The sequence below is a fragment of the Cyanobacterium sp. uoEpiScrs1 genome (genome assembly GCF_947331815.1).
Lineage (GTDB): Bacteria > Cyanobacteriota > Cyanobacteriia > Cyanobacteriales > Microcystaceae > Rippkaea.
The window spans coordinates 862,305-880,865 of record NZ_OX373462.1 but is presented as its reverse complement, the minus strand read 5'-3'; the positions used below and the strand labels follow the sequence as shown (position 1 = coordinate 880,865).

12 protein-coding genes are annotated in these 18,561 nt (G+C 31.7%); 4 read left to right on the top strand and 8 right to left on the bottom strand.

Annotated elements, in window-relative coordinates; translation table 11 throughout:
• Positions 1 to 4 precede the first annotated feature (4 nt).
• The 4 genes from OXU93_RS03090 to OXU93_RS03075 form a co-directional block, all read right to left on the bottom strand.
• Positions 5 to 1,303 (bottom strand): homoserine dehydrogenase, encoded by a 1,299-nt coding sequence (locus OXU93_RS03090; protein ID WP_267384768.1) that lies wholly within the window; start codon positions 1,301 to 1,303, stop codon positions 5 to 7.
• 320 nt (positions 1,304 to 1,623) lie between these two features.
• Positions 1,624 to 3,660: an FAD-dependent oxidoreductase gene (locus OXU93_RS03085; protein WP_416378781.1), complete on the bottom strand. Its 2,037-nt coding sequence runs from the start codon at positions 3,658 to 3,660 to the stop codon at positions 1,624 to 1,626.
• A 1,017-nt stretch (positions 3,661 to 4,677) separates the two neighbouring features.
• Positions 4,678 to 4,935, bottom strand: coding sequence for a hypothetical protein (locus OXU93_RS03080; protein WP_267384420.1), 258 nt, complete (start codon positions 4,933 to 4,935; stop codon positions 4,678 to 4,680).
• Positions 4,936 to 7,176: 2,241 nt separating this feature from the next.
• A complete protein-coding gene (locus OXU93_RS03075) occupies positions 7,177 to 8,352 on the bottom strand; it encodes a glycosyltransferase (RefSeq protein ID WP_267384419.1) in 1,176 nt (391 codons plus the stop codon).
• A 360-nt stretch (positions 8,353 to 8,712) separates the two neighbouring features.
• On the opposite strand from OXU93_RS03075, the gene ldpA reads away from it, so the two are divergent.
• The gene (gene ldpA, locus OXU93_RS03070; protein ID WP_416378780.1) at positions 8,713 to 9,789 is read left to right on the top strand and encodes a circadian clock protein LdpA; all 1,077 of its coding nucleotides are present in this window, start codon (positions 8,713 to 8,715) and stop codon (positions 9,787 to 9,789) included.
• A gap of 41 nt (positions 9,790 to 9,830) precedes the next feature.
• Positions 9,831 to 11,651: a R3H domain-containing nucleic acid-binding protein gene (locus OXU93_RS03065; RefSeq protein ID WP_416378779.1), complete on the top strand. Its 1,821-nt coding sequence runs from the start codon at positions 9,831 to 9,833 to the stop codon at positions 11,649 to 11,651.
• Positions 11,652 to 12,034: 383 nt separating this feature from the next.
• Here the strand turns inward: OXU93_RS03065 and petL are convergent, their stop codons facing one another.
• Positions 12,035 to 12,136: a cytochrome b6-f complex subunit PetL gene (gene petL / locus OXU93_RS03060; protein ID WP_267384417.1), complete on the bottom strand. Its 102-nt coding sequence runs from the start codon at positions 12,134 to 12,136 to the stop codon at positions 12,035 to 12,037.
• A gap of 861 nt (positions 12,137 to 12,997) precedes the next feature.
• Here petL and aroB point away from each other — a divergent pair.
• On the top strand, positions 12,998 to 14,089 hold the full coding sequence (gene aroB / locus OXU93_RS03055) for a 3-dehydroquinate synthase (protein WP_267384416.1): 1,092 nt from the start codon (positions 12,998 to 13,000) through the stop codon (positions 14,087 to 14,089).
• 124 nt (positions 14,090 to 14,213) lie between these two features.
• On the opposite strand, the gene OXU93_RS03050 is transcribed toward aroB, so the two are convergent.
• Positions 14,214 to 14,639, bottom strand: coding sequence for a TerB family tellurite resistance protein (locus tag OXU93_RS03050; RefSeq protein ID WP_267384415.1), 426 nt, complete (start codon positions 14,637 to 14,639; stop codon positions 14,214 to 14,216).
• 1,201 nt (positions 14,640 to 15,840) lie between these two features.
• Complete coding sequence (locus tag OXU93_RS03045; protein ID WP_267384414.1) at positions 15,841 to 16,179, bottom strand: hypothetical protein; 339 nt, start codon at positions 16,177 to 16,179, stop codon at positions 15,841 to 15,843.
• A 519-nt stretch (positions 16,180 to 16,698) separates the two neighbouring features.
• Here OXU93_RS03045 and OXU93_RS03040 point away from each other — a divergent pair.
• Positions 16,699 to 16,926, top strand: coding sequence for a hypothetical protein (locus tag OXU93_RS03040; protein ID WP_267384413.1), 228 nt, complete (start codon positions 16,699 to 16,701; stop codon positions 16,924 to 16,926).
• A gap of 78 nt (positions 16,927 to 17,004) precedes the next feature.
• Here the strand turns inward: OXU93_RS03040 and rpe are convergent, their stop codons facing one another.
• Positions 17,005 to 17,706 (bottom strand): ribulose-phosphate 3-epimerase, encoded by a 702-nt coding sequence (gene rpe, locus OXU93_RS03035; protein WP_267384412.1) that lies wholly within the window; start codon positions 17,704 to 17,706, stop codon positions 17,005 to 17,007.
• Positions 17,707 to 18,561 lie beyond the last annotated feature (855 nt).

Here is an 18,561-nt window from a genome sequence, read left to right as displayed (position 1 = left end):
AGGCCTACAAAACTCGTAAAATACTAGGGATGTTTTTAATTGCCTCTAAAGTGCGGACTTCCTCTAGGGCAGTTCTAAAGTTTCCTTCACAAACGCAATGAGTGACCACCACAATTTCTGCTAGTCCTTCTTTAAACCCGATCTGTACCACGGACTCTAAACTCACTTGATAGTTCCCAAAACTAGTTCCGAGATGACCGATTACTCCCGGTACATCTCTAGTGAGAAATCGAACATAAAAACGTGTCTCAATGGATTTTATAGGGGTAATTTTACAATAATGCTGATGAGTACAACTCAATAAAGGATCAATAGTTTGAGTATGGTTACTACTTTTTAGAATGGCTACAATATTCATAATATCTGAAACAACTGCACTTGCTGTAGCACCAGATCCTGCCCCTGGACCATAAAACATAACTTGTCCAAGAGGATCACCTTCAACTAGAATGGCATTGTTTACTTCGTCGACATTAGCTAAAGGATGGGATTTAGGCACTAAAGTAGGATGGACCCGCAGTTGAAGAGTATCAGACTCTGTTCCCTCTAGTCCCTTTGCTATTGCTAGAAGTTTAACTACAAATCCTAATTTATCTGCGTAAGCAATGTCTACTTTACTTACTTCACGAATTCCTTCACAGTAGACACTTTCTCGTTGAATCCGTCCACCGAATCCTAGAGAGGCTAAAATGGCAATCTTATCAGCTGCATCCCACCCATCTATATCCGCAGAGGGATCTGCTTCAGCATAACCCAACTTTTGTGCTTCATTTAAGACATCACTAAAATCAGCCCCAGCAGTAGTCATTTCGGTTAGAATATAGTTAGTAGTCCCATTGACAATACCGATAATACTGGTGATGCGATTTGCTCCCAAAGACTGTTTTAGCGGTTTAATAATAGGAATCCCTCCACCAACAGATGCCTCTAGAAGAACATAAACACCTGCACGGTTAGCTGCCTCGTAAATTTCATACCCGTGACGGGCGATAACCGCTTTGTTAGCGGTAACAACGTGTTTTCCTCGGTTAATTGCTTGTAGAATGAGTGATCTTGCGGGTTCTAGTCCTCCTAGTAATTCCACTACAATATCAATATTAGGATCAGTAACAATAGCCTCTAAATCTGTGCTGATAATTTCTGGGGGGAATTTGGGTGTACGGGTTTTTGTTAGTGTTCGTACTCCTACCCGACCAATAATAATTTCTTTTAACAGAGGATTTCGCCCCGAAGTATCAAGCAATATCTGGGCAGTTCCTGCTCCTACTGTTCCTAAACCTAGTAAACCAATCTTAAAGGCCACCACCGTACTCCTAATCATCCTTTCTTTGGATCTAGATTAACTGTTTTTGGCGGTAGTTTAGTATAAATTTAAAATTTCAAGAAATGAACAGCAAATTTCAACCTCGTCAATAGTAACTAATCATTATTTAGCTATTCATTTCTATTTTTAGATAGAAAGAAACTATCGACTTTTAGTACAAACAGAAATATGAGTCAAGCTATCAGGACTTACATCACATTGTTGACTGACTACATAGCAAAATTCTTTAGGATTATCTTACCTATAAAATACTTAAATAAGTTCCTCTAACCAATTCTATCCTAGAGTTTAAATTAATTTTACTTCCAATGGTCCCAATCGTTATTAAAAATAGAAGTATCTGGAAAGTTGGTAAAGTTACCATTTTTGTTTAATTTTTTTTGTAGTTTCTTTAACATTTTTGATCGAAAAATCGGTTCTTTAACCATTTGATACGGTAAAGTTTGTTGATTCAAAGCAAAAGCAGCGACAGTTCCAGCTGCTGCCCCTGATGACCATTCAAAGGAATGTACCCTGTAGGCTGCAGCCGCAATATGACTCACGGCAATACTTTTTCCAGTTATCAATAAATTATCAATTTTTTGGGGAATCATTGCCCTTAAAGGAACTTGAAATGGATAAGCTTGCCCCGCTCCTTGTCTTTCTCCTTTTCGTTCAATATTATCTGGTTTTTCGACAGGAAATTCAGTCATACAGGGGTGAAAATCAATAGCATAATGACCGATTCCTACTGAGTCAGGGTAAAGAGTAGACCGCTTTCGTCTTGTTACGTCACCAGGAGTAATTCTTTTATTTAAAATATCGAAACCTTCCCATCGTCGAATAGTTGCATGAAGACGACGATAGATATCAGAGGTAAGATGTTTTTTATAAAATTCATCTTGATAATTACGACGAGAAATATCAATTTCTGTTATGAGAAATCCATTTTTGTATGCAGAAGATTTTCGTCCAATAATTCGCCTTGCTTCGCGAATATAAGGATATTTAGATAATCCATGTTTAGTTCCCATAGGAGAGTTTAAACCTAATAAAAAACGATGATTAACATTAATTTTTTTTACTCCTTCTCCTAATTGAGAATCTGTCATTCCTCTCATTAACCAATAAAAATATCCTAAGGCGTTTTCTTCACCTTTACGGAGAGACTCAGTCCTCAGTCCTCCCATCCATCCCCCTGGTTTCAACTGTCCAGTCTCTTGTAATTGCCGACGAGTGTAGATTAGATTATCCTGAGAGTTCCCTGGACGATAATCATTCCCCCAAGTCCAATTTTGCATTGAGATATCCCCAGCAGTGGGAACAGTGAAATTAATTCCCCCAAATTTTTTAGGTTTCCCTTTTTCCTGATTCCAAATTCGTCGATAAGTATAAACTAAATCAAAGTTAGCTAATCGTTCTAACTCATAACTATAGTAAGGGGCATATTGGGAATAAAAAATTGGCATTTCATGCGTTTGAGGTTCCTTTGTAGTTTCTATAGCAAAAGTGAAAGTAAATCCCTGAGTACAGTAAGGATCACCTATAATACTTGATGAAGAGGGTTCAAAAGAGGAACGAGGATCAATTCCTAAACGGTGGGGAACGCCCGTTAAACCGATAATTTCCCCTGTTTCTGTGCCTTCTATAACATACCAGTCTGTGGGACCTAGTTGATTCTTTTTATCGGGAATAAAATGGATAATAGTTTTATCAAAGCGGGAAGAATTTTTGTAAGTGTAAGCGTCTTCAATAGTTTGTGAAAGAGGATCAGTATTAAGAGGGGGTTGACCATCAGCCGATTGATGTTGAATAGCGATTACACTTAAGATTTGTTCTCCAGTTACTTCCCTGTTTTTTTTTCCAATATTTATTTCCTTAATAACTGTTGAAGGAAACCATCTTAGAGTTCCGTTGTGTTTCTTAGCTGCATCTTTTAACATCTTCATTAGAATTAGATCGCCGTCCCTCGGCAAAAAGCAGGATTCACTTACCCAACAGTTCCCGGGATTGAGTTTACCATAATGCTTTTTAATACGTTTTCTTAATTCTAGATAACCACGAGGGTATATTAATTGTGATCGTTGGGTTGGTCGTTCATCTAAAGCTGAAGTTCCTTGGGACGAAATTTGTCCTCCTACCCAATCAGTTATTTCGGTAAGACATATATTCTTCCCAGCGAGTAAACCTTCATAAGCTGCGGCTGTTCCCGCAAGTCCTCCTCCAACAATTAGAATTTCACATTCAACAATTTTATTTGGAGTACTGGGAGAGTTAGCTAGAGTTGAAAAAATGTTAATTTGCCATAAAATAAAACTGACAGGCAATGTAACTAAATAACGATAGATTTGGTGCATTATTTGTGCATCCTTTACAAGAAATAGATAAGTGAGACTAATTGTTTAGGGGAGAGTTCCTATGAAGTTATTGATATCAAAGTTTTCTTTTCATCCTAGTATAAAGATCACTAAATCAGTACTCAATTTTTACTTAAAATCTTATCCAGTTTTAATTATGAATTAAATCTTTATTAAATTCACCCATTTTATTTATAGTATTTAAAATACAAAAATATTCTATAATCTTTTGACTAATCAATGCAATAGACTGCTTTCAGTCTTCATGACTTATTTCAATCTAAATCGAGTAAATTCTAAGATAATTTTTTTTACGTAGTAAATAAATAGGAACAGAAATTGACTATAATTGTTAACTCTTTATACTTTCTAATTTACTAGAAAATTTATTTTTTTAAAAACAATTATAAGAATATATTTTGCTCACAAATAATAGATGTCTTGTAGTTAATATCTATTGTTTAACATTTAAGAAGTTTTTTTCATAATCAATAAGACTATTTTTTAGAAGAAGAGAAACTAACATTTTTCATTTTGCAAGCACTAACCAATATATATTTCTATAGTGGTCTTTATAGGTATATTTCGAGCATATCTTAAGTTATCTTTAGAATTGGTTAAACATCTTATTCTAAGTTTGCTTTCCTCCTATAGAGTCGGAATCCTTGTCATACCTACTATCAATCCTTGCAAACCAGAACTAATCCCAACACCTAATCCTTTAACTCCAAATCTACTTGGCTATAATTATCAGTAATCATAGTATATACTGTTCTTCTACTCCGAACAATAGAAGAGCTATTATAGTTTTATAAAACTTTGGTTTTATAAATAGTTAGGAAAGAGATGTTGAACTTCTTATTACTAAGTTATTCTCAGCAAGTGTACAGTATATCTCTTTTTGCGGACCATAACAAAACGAAAACTATGAAATACTCTCTTGATATTTTACTTCAACAAAACTTTTAAGTTAAGTAAAAACACTTAAATAGAGTGGTAATCGTGGGGAGTAATTAGTCAATCTGAAACAATAAAACTAAGGTAATATTCGTTGACTAAAGTCGTTACTAGCTGAGAGAATAGTTGGTGATTTATCCATAGTTGTTCAGTCTCTGCAACAGCAGCAGCTACCATCCATATTGTCTCTGTGTACTCTTCAGAAGAAATGAGTCCAGTATTTCTGGCAATATTAAGCTCTAGATATTCGCTGGCTGTCTCTGCTGGAATTTGGTAGATTACTGCTTGTAGCTGAATATGCGCTTTTAAACTCTTCATAATCGGTTTTAGAATGAATGTTATCGGTTTTAATCGATAAACTTGGGTGACGAATAGATTAATTTCTATGTTCTCTAAAATCCTGGCAGATAACCTCACCTCATAGCATGAACCAATAAGTGGATTTTAATGAGAATCTAATAGAAAATTACTCTGCCGCAGAAATTATTTATGGACAATACAGCACTAATGGGTTTTAGAGCAGTTATTATCCTAATTCTTTTTTGCTTACAGAGCATTTGAAAAAAATAACTGACTATCTCAGTATGTTTTCTAAACTTCATCATTTTAGTACACCACTAAAAAATGAGTTTAACAAAATCAAGGTGACAGAATTTTTAGTGCACACTACAAGTAAATCCATGAATTAAAACTATGGAGACATACTGTCAACTAATAGTGGCAGAACTAACTGTCAACACTTAATACTAAGACTTCAAGAAAATATGAAAAGTTCACGTTATTAACAATAAACGTCCAAATATATTATTTATGTCACCATAAAATCTATATTTTTGAATTTTTGTAACAAAGTATCTACTTAAATTTCTTATATAGCAGTCCCTAACATAAGATCTTCCATGGCTAGAGAATATACTCAAAACTTAATGATTGTAACAACAGGAATGTTTTTTATAATCTAGATACCATCATTTACCAAATCATCTAAATTTTCAGTTATGTAAGGCTTTCAGCTAATAAATGATATACAACTGCGTCATCTTCACTCGTAGAAACTATTCTTATGTGATTCTTTTCTATAAATATGTTGATAATATCGATACCAATGCGATTTACTTACCGATGTCATTATGGTTCGTGGGCAAATATAATAAATTATAAGAATTGTATTGTATAGCTCTTTTTAAGAAACCGTATTAATTAATTACAGTATATTTTATTTGGAAAAAAGTATTTAAGAATCTTAACAACAGATGATTAAATTGATTAGTGTAACAAAGAAGTATTTTGTTTAAAATCAAGAATTATTCAGTTGTTTTTTTATTAAATTAAAAATCTTAAAATTTATGGTTAAAATATCTATACATTCTAACCATAAATTTTTTTTATTTTCTCAAGATATAAGTGTTGAGAGGCTATCTCAATAAGATACTAGTAGTCTTTTATTGTGTCATTTAGCTAAAGGCAAATTCTTAGTCTTAACAACATGAGGATATTAAACTTTAATATCTTAAACCCGTTATTGGAATTAAGTTGAATTAGCTAAAAACAGTATATTCTTAATATTTATAGACAAAGTTACTCTATCAAGACGATTACATCAAGACTTAGATGTAATATTACAGACTAGGTATTGTTATAAAAACCTTTTATATAAATAAGATATTATATAATCACTTTATAAAATAAATAAAATATTCTTATTGTAATCATGTTTGTTTCTATGAATTTTTAGTATTAATTCTAAAAAAACTGATAATAACTTTTATAAAATACTATGAGTAAATTCTAAAAAAGCGTTAGAATTATAATTATTAGGAAACTAAAGTTGTTATTAAATATATAGTTAAATATACTTTGTCTATAAGTAAGTAAAAACTATATCTTCTTTAAGTAATAAAAAATAAATAATTATTTAAAATAAATTAAATATTAGATAATTTATATATAAATATCATAGACAAAAAATGGGGTAATAAACCAATAAATTTTCAATAGCTTATAAAATCAAGCTTAGATATTAATGATTATGATAGATAGCTAGAATCATGAAAAATATTAGTTTATAATAACTAAGTTTTGTTATAAAATAAACATATCAAAAATGTATTGAAGATTAAAATATATCCATTAATTTTATTTGTCAAATATTAACTTAAAACTATAAAAAATATATATTATTACTTTTTTATTTTAATAAATTAATATTTTTAAGTTTAAAATAACTGAATTAATTATGAGGCTACCCTATGACTTACAAAAGTAATTGTAATTACTATTTATCCAAACAGGTAAAAAATTTTATATATTTTACAAGAAATTACATGTCAAAAAATAAATTAGATCTAGTAAAAAAACAAAGATCAATAAATATGATTAACAGTCATAACAAATCAATCATTAAATAGTAATATAAAATTTATAGTCCTCTCTTTTAGAGTAGGTACTAAATTACATTAGATAGTCATCCTATATAATTTTATCAAAAATAATCTTGAATATGGTTGCAGACCTATACACAAATTTTTTATTTATTATTAATAATGTTTAGATTAAAAATTAGTTATTTTCACCTATTTTTAAGTCATGACAGACTACCATCTTACCATGACTAGTAACTTTGAACTTTACTCCACGCCATACCACTGTTCTTTGGGAAAATGATAATATCCAGAATGCTAAACCTAATATGTCACGAAATGGCAATAAATAGAGACTTTTAATTCCTTCTATATCTTCCATTTTCCAGGATGTTATTCCTGCGGTTATTAAACGAATGATTATGACTCCTATTAAATTATATAGTCCGATTATATCTCCTCGAATCAAAGCGAATAATAAAGCAAAGGGAATACTTCTAATAAGAATAGTAGCAATGAAAGGAATAGGTTTTGCTAAATAAGTATTTTGATCCCAATATACTTGATGAGTCCACCAATCACGCACATTTTTTAAACTTACTACTGTATCAATAATATAAGGTAATAAAATCATCTTTTTACCAGAAGTCCATACTCTCCGTCCTATTTCATAATCTTCCACTAGGTAATCTGCTAAACTGTCTAAACCACCTATTTCTTTTAAAGTAGACTGTTTAATGGCAATAGAAGGACCCAAACAAGCGTTAGAAGCTCCTGTTACTTCTGCAAAAATAACACTAGGTATAAAGTCAGCATTGATGCTCAAAAGTTCCATTTTCTCAAACCAACTATCACCTTTTGTTACCTTAAATAAAGTACAGACACATCCTACTTCGGGATTATCTAAAGGAGCTACAATCTTTTTAAGATAATCTGGTCGTAAATTGGTATCACTATCGCTGATAACAATAATGTCGTGACGAGCCTCTTTGATGGCTCCTAAAAGATTATTAATTTTACCATTAGCCCCTACTTCAAGAGTACTTACCACTATAGAAATTCGACTTGAACCAAATTTTTCTTGAATTTCTTTTAGAATAGGAAAAGCAAGATCTTCAGGATCTTGAACTGAGTAAATAACCTGATAGTTTGGATAATCCTGAGTGGCAATAGTACATAAATTATGTTTTAAATTCTTTTCTAATCCCCGGACTGGTTTGAGAACAGTCAGGGGTGGAGTAAAACTATCAATGATATCTGACTTCGAATTCTTTAAAAAATATTGAATTGTTAAAACTGTTAGGATTGAAAATATTGTCCCCCCTAGAATAGGGATTAAGCAGAGAAATTGTAATATATTAATTATACTAAACATTTTTCTATTCTTTCCTCACACAGAATGTTTAATGGTATAAAATTGCCTTAAATTTAGGGAGATCATAACTAAAACTTGAATACCTGTAAACCTTATTATTAGTTCTTGTTTGGCAACAGTCGATTTGGGGTTCAACGACTGACAATAAAAACAATAAAAACATATTGAACTTTTTGGTTAACTAAATTTTATTAGGGTATCAAGACGATACGTGTTATCATATAGTGTTATTGCTAAAGTTTTTTAGATAAATATTTTTCTTGATTGAGTTTTTATTATCTTTAATCGGGATAAGGATTTGATTAAACACGACGGGAATTTATTAAAATAAAAAGTGAACCAAAAACTAGCATAGACAGAGTGAGCGCATCTTATCCTTTACAATCTCTCAGAGTAGGAAATTGGTTTAAGCTAATTTGTGGGGCTAGTTTCCAGGATTTACCAGCTATTCGTACTCTTGTTTTGGCTTATGCCTTAGCTGGTGCTGACTGCATTGACGTGTCAGCTGATACTAGTGTGATTATCGTCGCAAAAGCAGCTATACAAATGGCTAAAAAATTAGAATATAGTCAAAGACATCAAAAATTCTCTAGAAAAGCAACACCTTGGTTAATGGTAAGTTTAAATGACGGGGAAGATCCACATTTTCGGAAAGCTTATTTTGATAGCCAGAATTGTCCCTCAAACTGTTTTCGTCCGTGTGAAACAATCTGTCCTCCTCGAGCTATTATTGAATCTGAACAAGGAAACTTTGGGGTCTTAGAAAGTCGTTGCTATGGATGTGGTCGTTGTATCCGTGTCTGTCCTTATCAATTAATTAAAAGTAACTCCTATTTAATCTCTTCAAAAGAAATAATTCCTCTTATTCAAGGAATAGGTGTTGATGCCATAGAAATTCATACTCAAGTAGGACGAGAAAATCAGTTTAAACAATTATGGCAAGCAATTGCTCCTTGGATTAGTAGTTTTGAATTGCTCTCTATTAGCTGTCCCGACGGGATTGGGTTTGTTGACTATCTTTATTTTCTCTATGAAACGATTTCTCCTCTACCAATCCCTTTAATTTGGCAAACTGATGGTCGTCCTATGAGTGGAGATATTGGTAAGGGAACCACCCACGCGGCAATTAAATTAGCTCAAAAAGTTCTCGATACTCAAATACCTGGATTTGTCCAACTAGCAGGAGGAACCAATCATCACACTGTTGCCAAATTAAGAGAAATAGGACTATTAACTCCTTCAGTTTCATCTACTGTGGCTGTGTCCGGTATTGCCTACGGTAGTTATGCCCGCTCAGTATTATCCCCTATAGTAAGACAGTTAGAAACTCAATCCATGAACTTAAATCACCAATTAGCCTTAGAAAACCAACCTAATTTACTGTTAAAAGCTTTAAAAATAGCAGATTCTTTGATATGTTCCCTAAAATACCACTGATTTAAAATCAAATTTTTGTCGTTGACGATACTCTTTGAGTTATGTTGAACCCCAAGACAAATATTGTTTTTAATTCTTTCCTATTATCCTTAACTTCAGAATCTTTAATGTCAGAACCAATCTATTCTCAAGGAATACAAATTGTTGATGATCTCAATAAACTCTTAGAAATTCTACCTTCCACCATTCGAACAAAAATTGAGAAACATCCTCAAAACGACAACTTAATTGAAATTGTAATGGATTTAGGAAGGTTACCTGAAGTACGTTTTCTTGATGAAGCATCATATTTAGGAAATACTCCTGTTTCTGCTGAAGATTTAAATTACAGTATTGAACGTGTTGGACATTTCAGTGGTGATAACCGAGCTGGAATCGAGCGCACTCTACATCGTATTAGTGCGATTCGCAATCGTAATGGAGAGATTATCGGTTTAACCTGTCGTATGGGACGAGCTATTTCTGGAACTATTACTCTAATTCAGGATTTAGTAGAAACAGGAAAATCTCTATTAATGTTAGGTCGTCCTGGGGTGGGAAAAACTACTGCTTTAAGAGAAATTGCACGGGTATTAGCAGATGATTTGCATAAAAGAGTAGTAATCATTGATACGTCTAACGAAATTGCCGGAGATGGAGATATTCCCCATCCTGCAATTGGTCGTGCCCGACGAATGCAAGTGGCTAGTCCCGAATTACAGCATAAGGTGATGATTGAGGCAGTAGAGAACCATATGCCGGAAGTTATTGTTATTGATGAAATTGGAACTGAACTCGAGGCATTAGCTGCTCGTACTATTGCTGAAAGGGGAGTTCAATTGGTGGGAACTGCTCACGGTAACTGTATTAAAAATTTAATCAAAAATCCAACTCTTTCTGATTTAGTCGGAGGTATTCAGGCAGTAATACTAGGAGATGAGGAAGCCAGACGACGGAGTTCGCAAAAGACTATATTAGAACGAAAAGCTCCTCCAACCTTTGAAATTGCTATTGAAATGTTAGAGTGTCAGCGTTGGGTTATTCATGAGAATGTCTCTCAAGTTGTTGATCTTATTCTGCGTGGTGGCAAACCGAATTCTCCAATCAGAACAGTTGATAATCACGGATATATTCAAATTAGTCAGAAACAATCTGAAAAACCTCTCAATAATGTTTTGGGAAGTCATTCTTTATTACAAACACCGGAAGATCCTACAGGATGGCGTAAATCAGGGAAGATGAGTCCAGTAGATACTTTACTTAGACAAAAAGTAAGTCCTTCCCTAGTTTCAGAATTTGATAGTCTATTATCTGCTTCCTGGCATCAATCAGAGCAAATAGACCATAGGGTTCGTACTCCAGGTCCAAATGGAGAAGATTGGCCTATATATATTTACCCTTACGGTATTGGGCGATTACAGATCGAACAGGTGATCGAAATTCTCAGTCTTCCTATTGTGTTAACTAAGGATTTACATGATGCTGACGTAGTGGTGGCTTTAAGATCACATATTAAGAACAAATCTAAGTTATTTCAAATTGCTAAGGTTCGTCAAATTCCCATTCATGGGGTGAAGTCTAATACTATTCCCCAAATTACCCGAACTCTACAAATAATCTTGGGTATGGATGAGTTAAAGGTTCCTGAAACAGCTGATCTACATTTGCTTGCTCGTGAGGGTAACGATGATGAATTTGAGGCTTTAGAAGAAGCTAGGTTGGCAGTAGAACAGATCGTACTACCTAAAGGACAACCTGTAGAATTATTACCGAGATCATCCAAAGTAAGAAAAATGCAACATGAATTAGTAGAACATTATCGTTTACAATCTAATAGTCTTGGGAAAGAACCTAACCGGAGACTGCGAATATATCCAGTTTAAACCTAACCAAGTGTCAGTCAATCTCAAATATTCAGAAAAGTAGACACAGTTAACCCTAGTAGATATCTTGATAAGAATGGTTTTACTTAATTGTTCACTATAATTATTGGTACCTTATATAATGCCAATTACGTTAATTATTTAGTATAATTTTTTTATAGCTACTCTATTCTTGTTTTATCGTCTAGTCACTACTAACTTCAAGTATTGACTATTGAATTCTAAATTAAATAACAACATAACATGCACTATTTTTAAGTGTTAGCTTATCCTATCCACTACTTTGAAATGATACTCGTTACGAAGCAGTTGCTTTAAAAGCGAAACTTGAAATATAGTTTCTCGATAACCAATGATTAGGAATCATTGGTTACTAACGATTTTTAGATAATTTTAGTAGATCGTAGACCAAAATATAAGCCTAAAGCAATCACTGTAAAGAAAATTAGATAACTTGCAAAAGCACAAACAGCAAAAGTAGACATTTGTGAATGACTCCGATGATAATGATTATTGAGTCATTGTACTCGAAAACGCTCCTTAATAGGCATTATTATTTAATAATAATACTTTTAGCTCAAATAATTCGCTAATACAGAATCATAGCTTATTAATTGAGAGAAAGTAAAATCCATATGTTCTAATTTAAATGTTCACAAATTATATATGTCTAATCCTTTTTTTTTATAATTTTTTGAAAATAATATTTTATAAATCAAATATTTAAAAAATAAGATTGATTTAACTCATCCTTAATAAAACTAAATTATTAAGGATGAGTTAAATCATAAACAATAGCTTATTATAAGCGTTTCTGTACTCTGTCCTAGAATTTTTTACAAGTAAAACTATATTATTTAAAGTCGGATATTATATAGTTAAATAGTGCTTTTTCTAGAAATAAAGAGCTATCATAAATAGTGATATTATCAATCAGATATAAATATCACAGGTTGTCTTTATAATATAAATATATTTTACTCTGTTAGTAGTTGAGACTATTATTATTTATCAAAGCAAAACATATTTACATATGGTATTAAATTGTATTTACAAAAAGTCCCCATAAGCAATTAACAAAAGCTAATACAAATAAAAATATTAAGGATTTTCAAAAAACAGCAAAGATAAGCTTTAAATTTGGAGATTATTAATTATAATGTCCTCCCTGTATTATTTGATTGCAACCGCTATTCAGTAATTATATTTGTTATTTAATGCTGTTACTTATGCTTATTAACTAATGGATAAAATATTTTATTATTGATTCAATATAACTTATGTCATTGTAATCTACAATTGATTAATATTGACAATACTTATTAAGAAAAAGGAATAGTCTATCCATGACATCTTCAATTATTGAAGTTAAACTACCACAGTCCTCATATCAAGTTGTGATCGCCTCAAATATTCTCAGTCAATTGGGAAGCTACCTTGAAAGGCTTGATCTTGGACAAAAAATCATTCTAATTTCTAATCCAGAAATTTTCAACCATTATGGAAAAATAGTAGTAGATTCGCTTACTAGATCAGGATTTAAAGTGTTTGACCACTTGATTCCTTCTGGGGAATCCTATAAAAATCTGGACACAATAACTCGAATTTACGATTCTGCTTTAGAAAATCGTCTTGAGCGTTCATCGACTATGATAGCTTTAGGAGGAGGAGTTATTGGTGATATAACAGGATTTGCAGCAGCTACATGGCTTAGAGGAATTAATTTTGTTCAGGTCCCTACCTCCCTTTTGGGAATGGTAGATGCTTCTATTGGGGGTAAGACAGGTGTCAATCATCCCCAAGGGAAAAACCTTATTGGGGCGTTTTATCAACCCCGTTTAGTATTTATTGATCCTTTTGTATTAAAAACTTTACCTGTTAGGGAATTCCGTGCAGGAATGGCGGAAGTGGTTAAATATGGAATTATCTGGAATCGGGACCTATTTGAACAATTAGAGCAAGCCACAACTCTTAATAATTTAGATGATTTAAGTTGTGAGTTATTGCAATATATTATAGTTAGTTCTTGCCGAGCAAAAGTAGATGTGGTAGTCCGAGATGAAAAAGAGGTAGATTTACGGGCTATTTTGAACTACGGTCATACTATTGGTCATGCGATAGAAAGTTTAACTGGATATGGAACGATTAATCATGGAGAAGCAGTTGGCATTGGAATGGTAGCAGCAGGCAAAATTGCTGTTAAATTACAATTATGGACTGAAGAGGAAGTTAAGCGACAAAATGACCTGATTGCAAAAGTAGGGTTGCTAACTACTTTCCCTAAAATATTAAAAATTAATGAAGTTATTAACGTTTTACAAACTGATAAGAAAATTAAAGCTGGTAAAGTTCGTTTTATTCTTCCGACAGAAATTGGGAAAGTTATCATTAGCGATCACGTTTCATTCGAGGTTATTAAAAACTGTCTATTTATTTAGCTACTAATTATTTATGTAAGACAATGTCTTTTAGAGATAGCTTTTATATTATTTAAATAGTTGATTTTAGTTAGTTCAAAAAGCTATTATCTGATTTTTATTTGAACAATATCAATCTACATTGCTAATAATTTTTCAGACCTAGTATCTTAGTCAGTTTTATAATTATTGTGTGTTCTTGTTCACTATAATTTGTGTCAGCTTCGGCAATAGCTTTACAGATATTTAATAACAAAGGTGCTAAGATGTCATCACCACAAAAAGTTGACACTAGATTCCAGACTTTATCTTGTCCTACTTTGATATCATCCTTTATAGTGTCAGCATAATAACGAAATAATTCTGCTGCTTCGTTTGGTTCAATAATTTGTAATTGCTGAACATGATCAAGAAAGTAATCTCTAGCCATTAATTCAGCAAAACTGATCTCTCCATCTGCTAATGCTAGTAATGCCATAGAAGCCATTACTGCTTCAACAAATTTTCGGTTACGAACTTGGTTTTGATGTCGATCAACTAATGATTTTAAAGTGTTGATAATTCCTGCCATAATTTTATGTTCTAAAATACAAAGTCTGTGAATATATTAAGTGCATTAATCTATGTTTGTTGAGAACTAAAATACAAAAGCATTAATTTTTATTATCTGCGTTAGTTGTTTCGACTGAAGTTTAAATAACCATTCAAGATATATACGTTACTAATAAGATAAAGTGGGAAATGTCTACATATCTTTTTAACCTCATAATATTTATCGAAAATATTATGATAAAAGTGTTTAGCAAAGAACTTTTGATCGTCTATCACGAAATAATAATCGAGTAAACAATCTATAATTAATGAAAAAATTCTGACCTTAATTATAGTTTATCGAATCAATCAACAGTCAAATATAGAAAAAATATTAATCATTGACAAGTTTGTTCTCATAACTTATAGAGAAAAACCATTGTTGCTAACAAATTAAAAATAATTTATAAAAAGATATAATAAGACTACAAGAAAATTAACAATATTAACGTACTTTAATAGAAAACTATTGCTCAGAACTATTTGTAAAGAATTTATAAAAGAAATGTATAGTATTAGACTATAGAATAAATATATAGTTAAGTATCACTTTTTTGTGAATTTATAGACTCTTAAATAACTATAAATCAAAAAAATCGTAAACAATCTAAATTTTTTTTGCTAGTATGAAATACTATAGCTAAACTAAACTACATTACCTATATCTTTTCTTTGAAGTACTAAAAATAAGGGGAAAGCTTTGACTAATCAAAATAGAAGATTTACAAAAAGAAATAGAAATAGACTACACATTATCTGATGATAAGATAACATTTGTTTTTTAAGTAAATTAACTGATAATAATTACGAGATATAATAATAGTTATTTATATCAATTTGTTGTTAATTTTTTATATATTAAATTTTACAAATCAACCAGATAATTGATAAAGTTTTACTGAATTTTTAAATATATTTAAATTAATTTAATGATAAAATGAAAGCGATTTACTTTGTAAAAAGTAAGAAGAATAACTGGGAGTAAAATCAAAACAGGAAAACTATCGTAACAATATTATAAAAAATTTATAGACTAACTAAATATATTGGGAGAGTCTGACCTCTGAGTTTTAAAGAGATATTGAGAATCTAAACCCTCCCATTGAGAAAAAAAACCATACCAATGATTTTATTTAGAAATAACCCCCTACTGTAATCATAGACTTGAATGAAGGAGTGTATTAATGACTAGTAACACTTTCCATACTCAAAGGAACTAGATCTCCATGAATAGTCAATCCCAATAACATGAGTTCGTTTTCTGGAATTAGTTTACCTGTGAGAACGCAACTTTCATCTTTTTTGGCAGAGGCTTCAATGGTAGCGCGAATATCAGTTTTGGAAAATTGAGGTCGGTAATCTCCTGACTTCTGTTGTACATAGTTCCAAAGAATATCCCTGATTAATGCTTGATAACCCTGATTGCCGGCTAATTCTTTAAGCTTTTCCTTTAAAGTTCGTTCTAAGCGAATACTGGTAACTTCCATCTCGGTTGTTGAAGTCCGTGGAAGGGTTCGCATAATGTTGGTCTCCAAAAGTACAAATGCATGTGCTACAAGTGTATATGACTACCCCATTGACAAACAAGTAGTGATTATAAATTAAAAGCCATATCAGATATATATTCTTTAGTATAAATAAGCTAAATACTACACGTTAGTTTGACTAAACGTTTTTAACAATTACTAAATATGTTGAAAAACATGTAGTTTATAATCTTAGATTGTAGACTAGTCATCAGTCAATTCCTAAGTCAATATCAACTTTAATTTCATAAAAGTTGCAAAAATACTAATAATGGAGACAGAAATTATTCTATTATTATAAATTAATTAATTTAACTTAATTGTTTTTTAGTAAGCTTCGATTTTATTTGAAAGTTTATTTAAGTAAAATCGAAATTATGTAGTAAATTAAATTTTTTAATTCTTTATATCTATACAATGAATACTATAAGCGTATGCTTTAACCCATAGTTAAGTTATAATACTCGGGTTGTATCAATAAATAATAAGTAACTTTACTTAATCAAACAGTAGATGACTATTCAAACCCTTACCTATTCGTCTTTACAAAATCATCAGACTTCTATTAAATCCTTGACTCAGCAGTGGCCACAAACGGAGATAGAGAAAAACTCAGTAAGACAATTGAGCACATCCTATCAAACAATACAGCAACTCAAATATTTACATCTAGAAGCTGAAATCGATGTTCTTTTGCAAGAGTTGCATACGATGAAGCGTAATAATCAAACAGAGAGCTAATTTGGTGCAAAAGGCGATCAAACTGATCGCCTTTGAAGAGCTTTAAGTTCATAGGAACATAAGCCCAAATTTTAGAGATTAAACTACCGCTAATTCTGGTTGAGGACGCTTGCTGTTTCTAATTTTTTCAATAGCTTCACCATAGTGAGGAGCTCCGAAAATCGCCGACCCAGCGACAATAGCGTTAGCACCTGCTTCTAAAACTTGCCAAGTATTGTCTGGTTTTAACCCCCCATCAACCTGAATCCAAGGATCTAGTCCGCGTTCATCACATATCTGACGCAGTGCACTGATTTTATTCACCATTTCGGGAATAAAGCTTTGACCACCAAATCCCGGATTAACACTCATAATCAGTATTAAGTCACATAGTTCCAGAACATACTCGATTAAGTTTAGGGGAGTAGAAGGATTAAGAACTACACCAGCCTTTTTACCCAACTCTCGAATTTGTCCTAGAGTGCGATGTAGATGAGGGGATGCGTTATGTTCAGCATGAACGGAAATAATATCAGCACCAGCTTCAGCAAAATCAGCAATATATCTTTCAGGTTCAACAATCATTAAGTGAACATCCAAAGGTTTATTTGTGTAAGGACGAATCGCTTTAATGACTAGTGGACCAATAGTGATGTTAGGAACAAAACGACCGTCCATGACATCGACATGGATCCAATCAGCTCCTGCTTCGTCTACAGCTCGGACCTCTTCTCCTAAAAGACTAAAGTCAGCCGAGAGAATGGAAGGGGAGATTACGGTGGGTTTAGTAGATTGGCTCATAATTTTGGAATGTTCTCCAATGGCTCGCTTGTGACATTAATATTAACAAAATCCTTAAAATTTCCCTAATCACACTCTGTTATTGGATTAGAACTGTTTGATTTAATTTAAAGGGTATCTTTGAATCTAAAAGCTATTGTAAATTTTACTAAATAAACTCAATGAAAATCATATCTGAAAATAAAATAGTTATCTGTAAATCAAACAAAGATTTTTATTATTTATTTTGTATTTATAGTCTTGTAATTTGTAGTGATTATTTTAATATAGTAATTGTATTAGATAATCTAAAAATAGGATAACCAAATAAATTATTAAACTAATCACTACAATCTAAAATTGAAGATTAGATATAGAAAAGATACAAGTTTTGATTTTAATATAAAGATTGCTTGCAATAGTGAATTTTGCATAAATTGATTGATATTCTTACTTTTGTGACATATTTGTTATTTTTATCTAGACGGCAACTTTATAATTACTGTTCATGGAATAGATAAAATATCTAATTCCTAAACGTTGAAAGAATATACTAAGAAGTATGTGAATCTATAATTAAATATTTAGGATATAGTCCCAGTTTAGAAAACTTATTGTCTCCATTGAAATCCGAGTAAATATATAGCTTTAAATTATTTATTAAAAGTAGAATATATGAAATAAGGCTCTAAGCTCTTTTAAATCAATTAATGTATTCTAACTACAATAGATGGTAACCACTTATGTTTTCAAAATTAGTTAGTAAGAACTAATCTTACCATGGCAAGTCTAGTTTCTAACACTGTTCTAAAAAGAAGTATAATTGAGGCAAGCTATGTAGATAAAACAGAATTAAAGCGTTAGTTAATTTACATC

Bases quoted from the DNA above. Each gene is read 5' to 3' on its own strand.
- OXU93_RS03040 (WP_267384413.1), top strand. From the start codon at position 16,699: ATGACTATTCAAACCCTTACCTATTCGTCTTTACAAAATCATCAGACT.
- aroB (WP_267384416.1), top strand. From the start codon at position 12,998: ATGACATCTTCAATTATTGAAGTTAAACTACCACAGTCCTCATATCAA.
- OXU93_RS03085 (WP_416378781.1), bottom strand. From the start codon at position 3,660: ATGCACCAAATCTATCGTTATTTAGTTACATTGCCTGTCAGTTTTATT.
- rpe (WP_267384412.1), bottom strand. From the start codon at position 17,706: ATGAGCCAATCTACTAAACCCACCGTAATCTCCCCTTCCATTCTCTCG.
- petL (WP_267384417.1), bottom strand. From the start codon at position 12,136: ATGTCTACTTTTGCTGTTTGTGCTTTTGCAAGTTATCTAATTTTCTTT.
- OXU93_RS03080 (WP_267384420.1), bottom strand. From the start codon at position 4,935: ATGAAGAGTTTAAAAGCGCATATTCAGCTACAAGCAGTAATCTACCAA.
- OXU93_RS03065 (WP_416378779.1), top strand. From the start codon at position 9,831: ATGTTGAACCCCAAGACAAATATTGTTTTTAATTCTTTCCTATTATCC.
- OXU93_RS03075 (WP_267384419.1), bottom strand. From the start codon at position 8,352: ATGTTTAGTATAATTAATATATTACAATTTCTCTGCTTAATCCCTATT.
- OXU93_RS03050 (WP_267384415.1), bottom strand. From the start codon at position 14,639: ATGGCAGGAATTATCAACACTTTAAAATCATTAGTTGATCGACATCAA.
- OXU93_RS03045 (WP_267384414.1), bottom strand. From the start codon at position 16,179: ATGCGAACCCTTCCACGGACTTCAACAACCGAGATGGAAGTTACCAGT.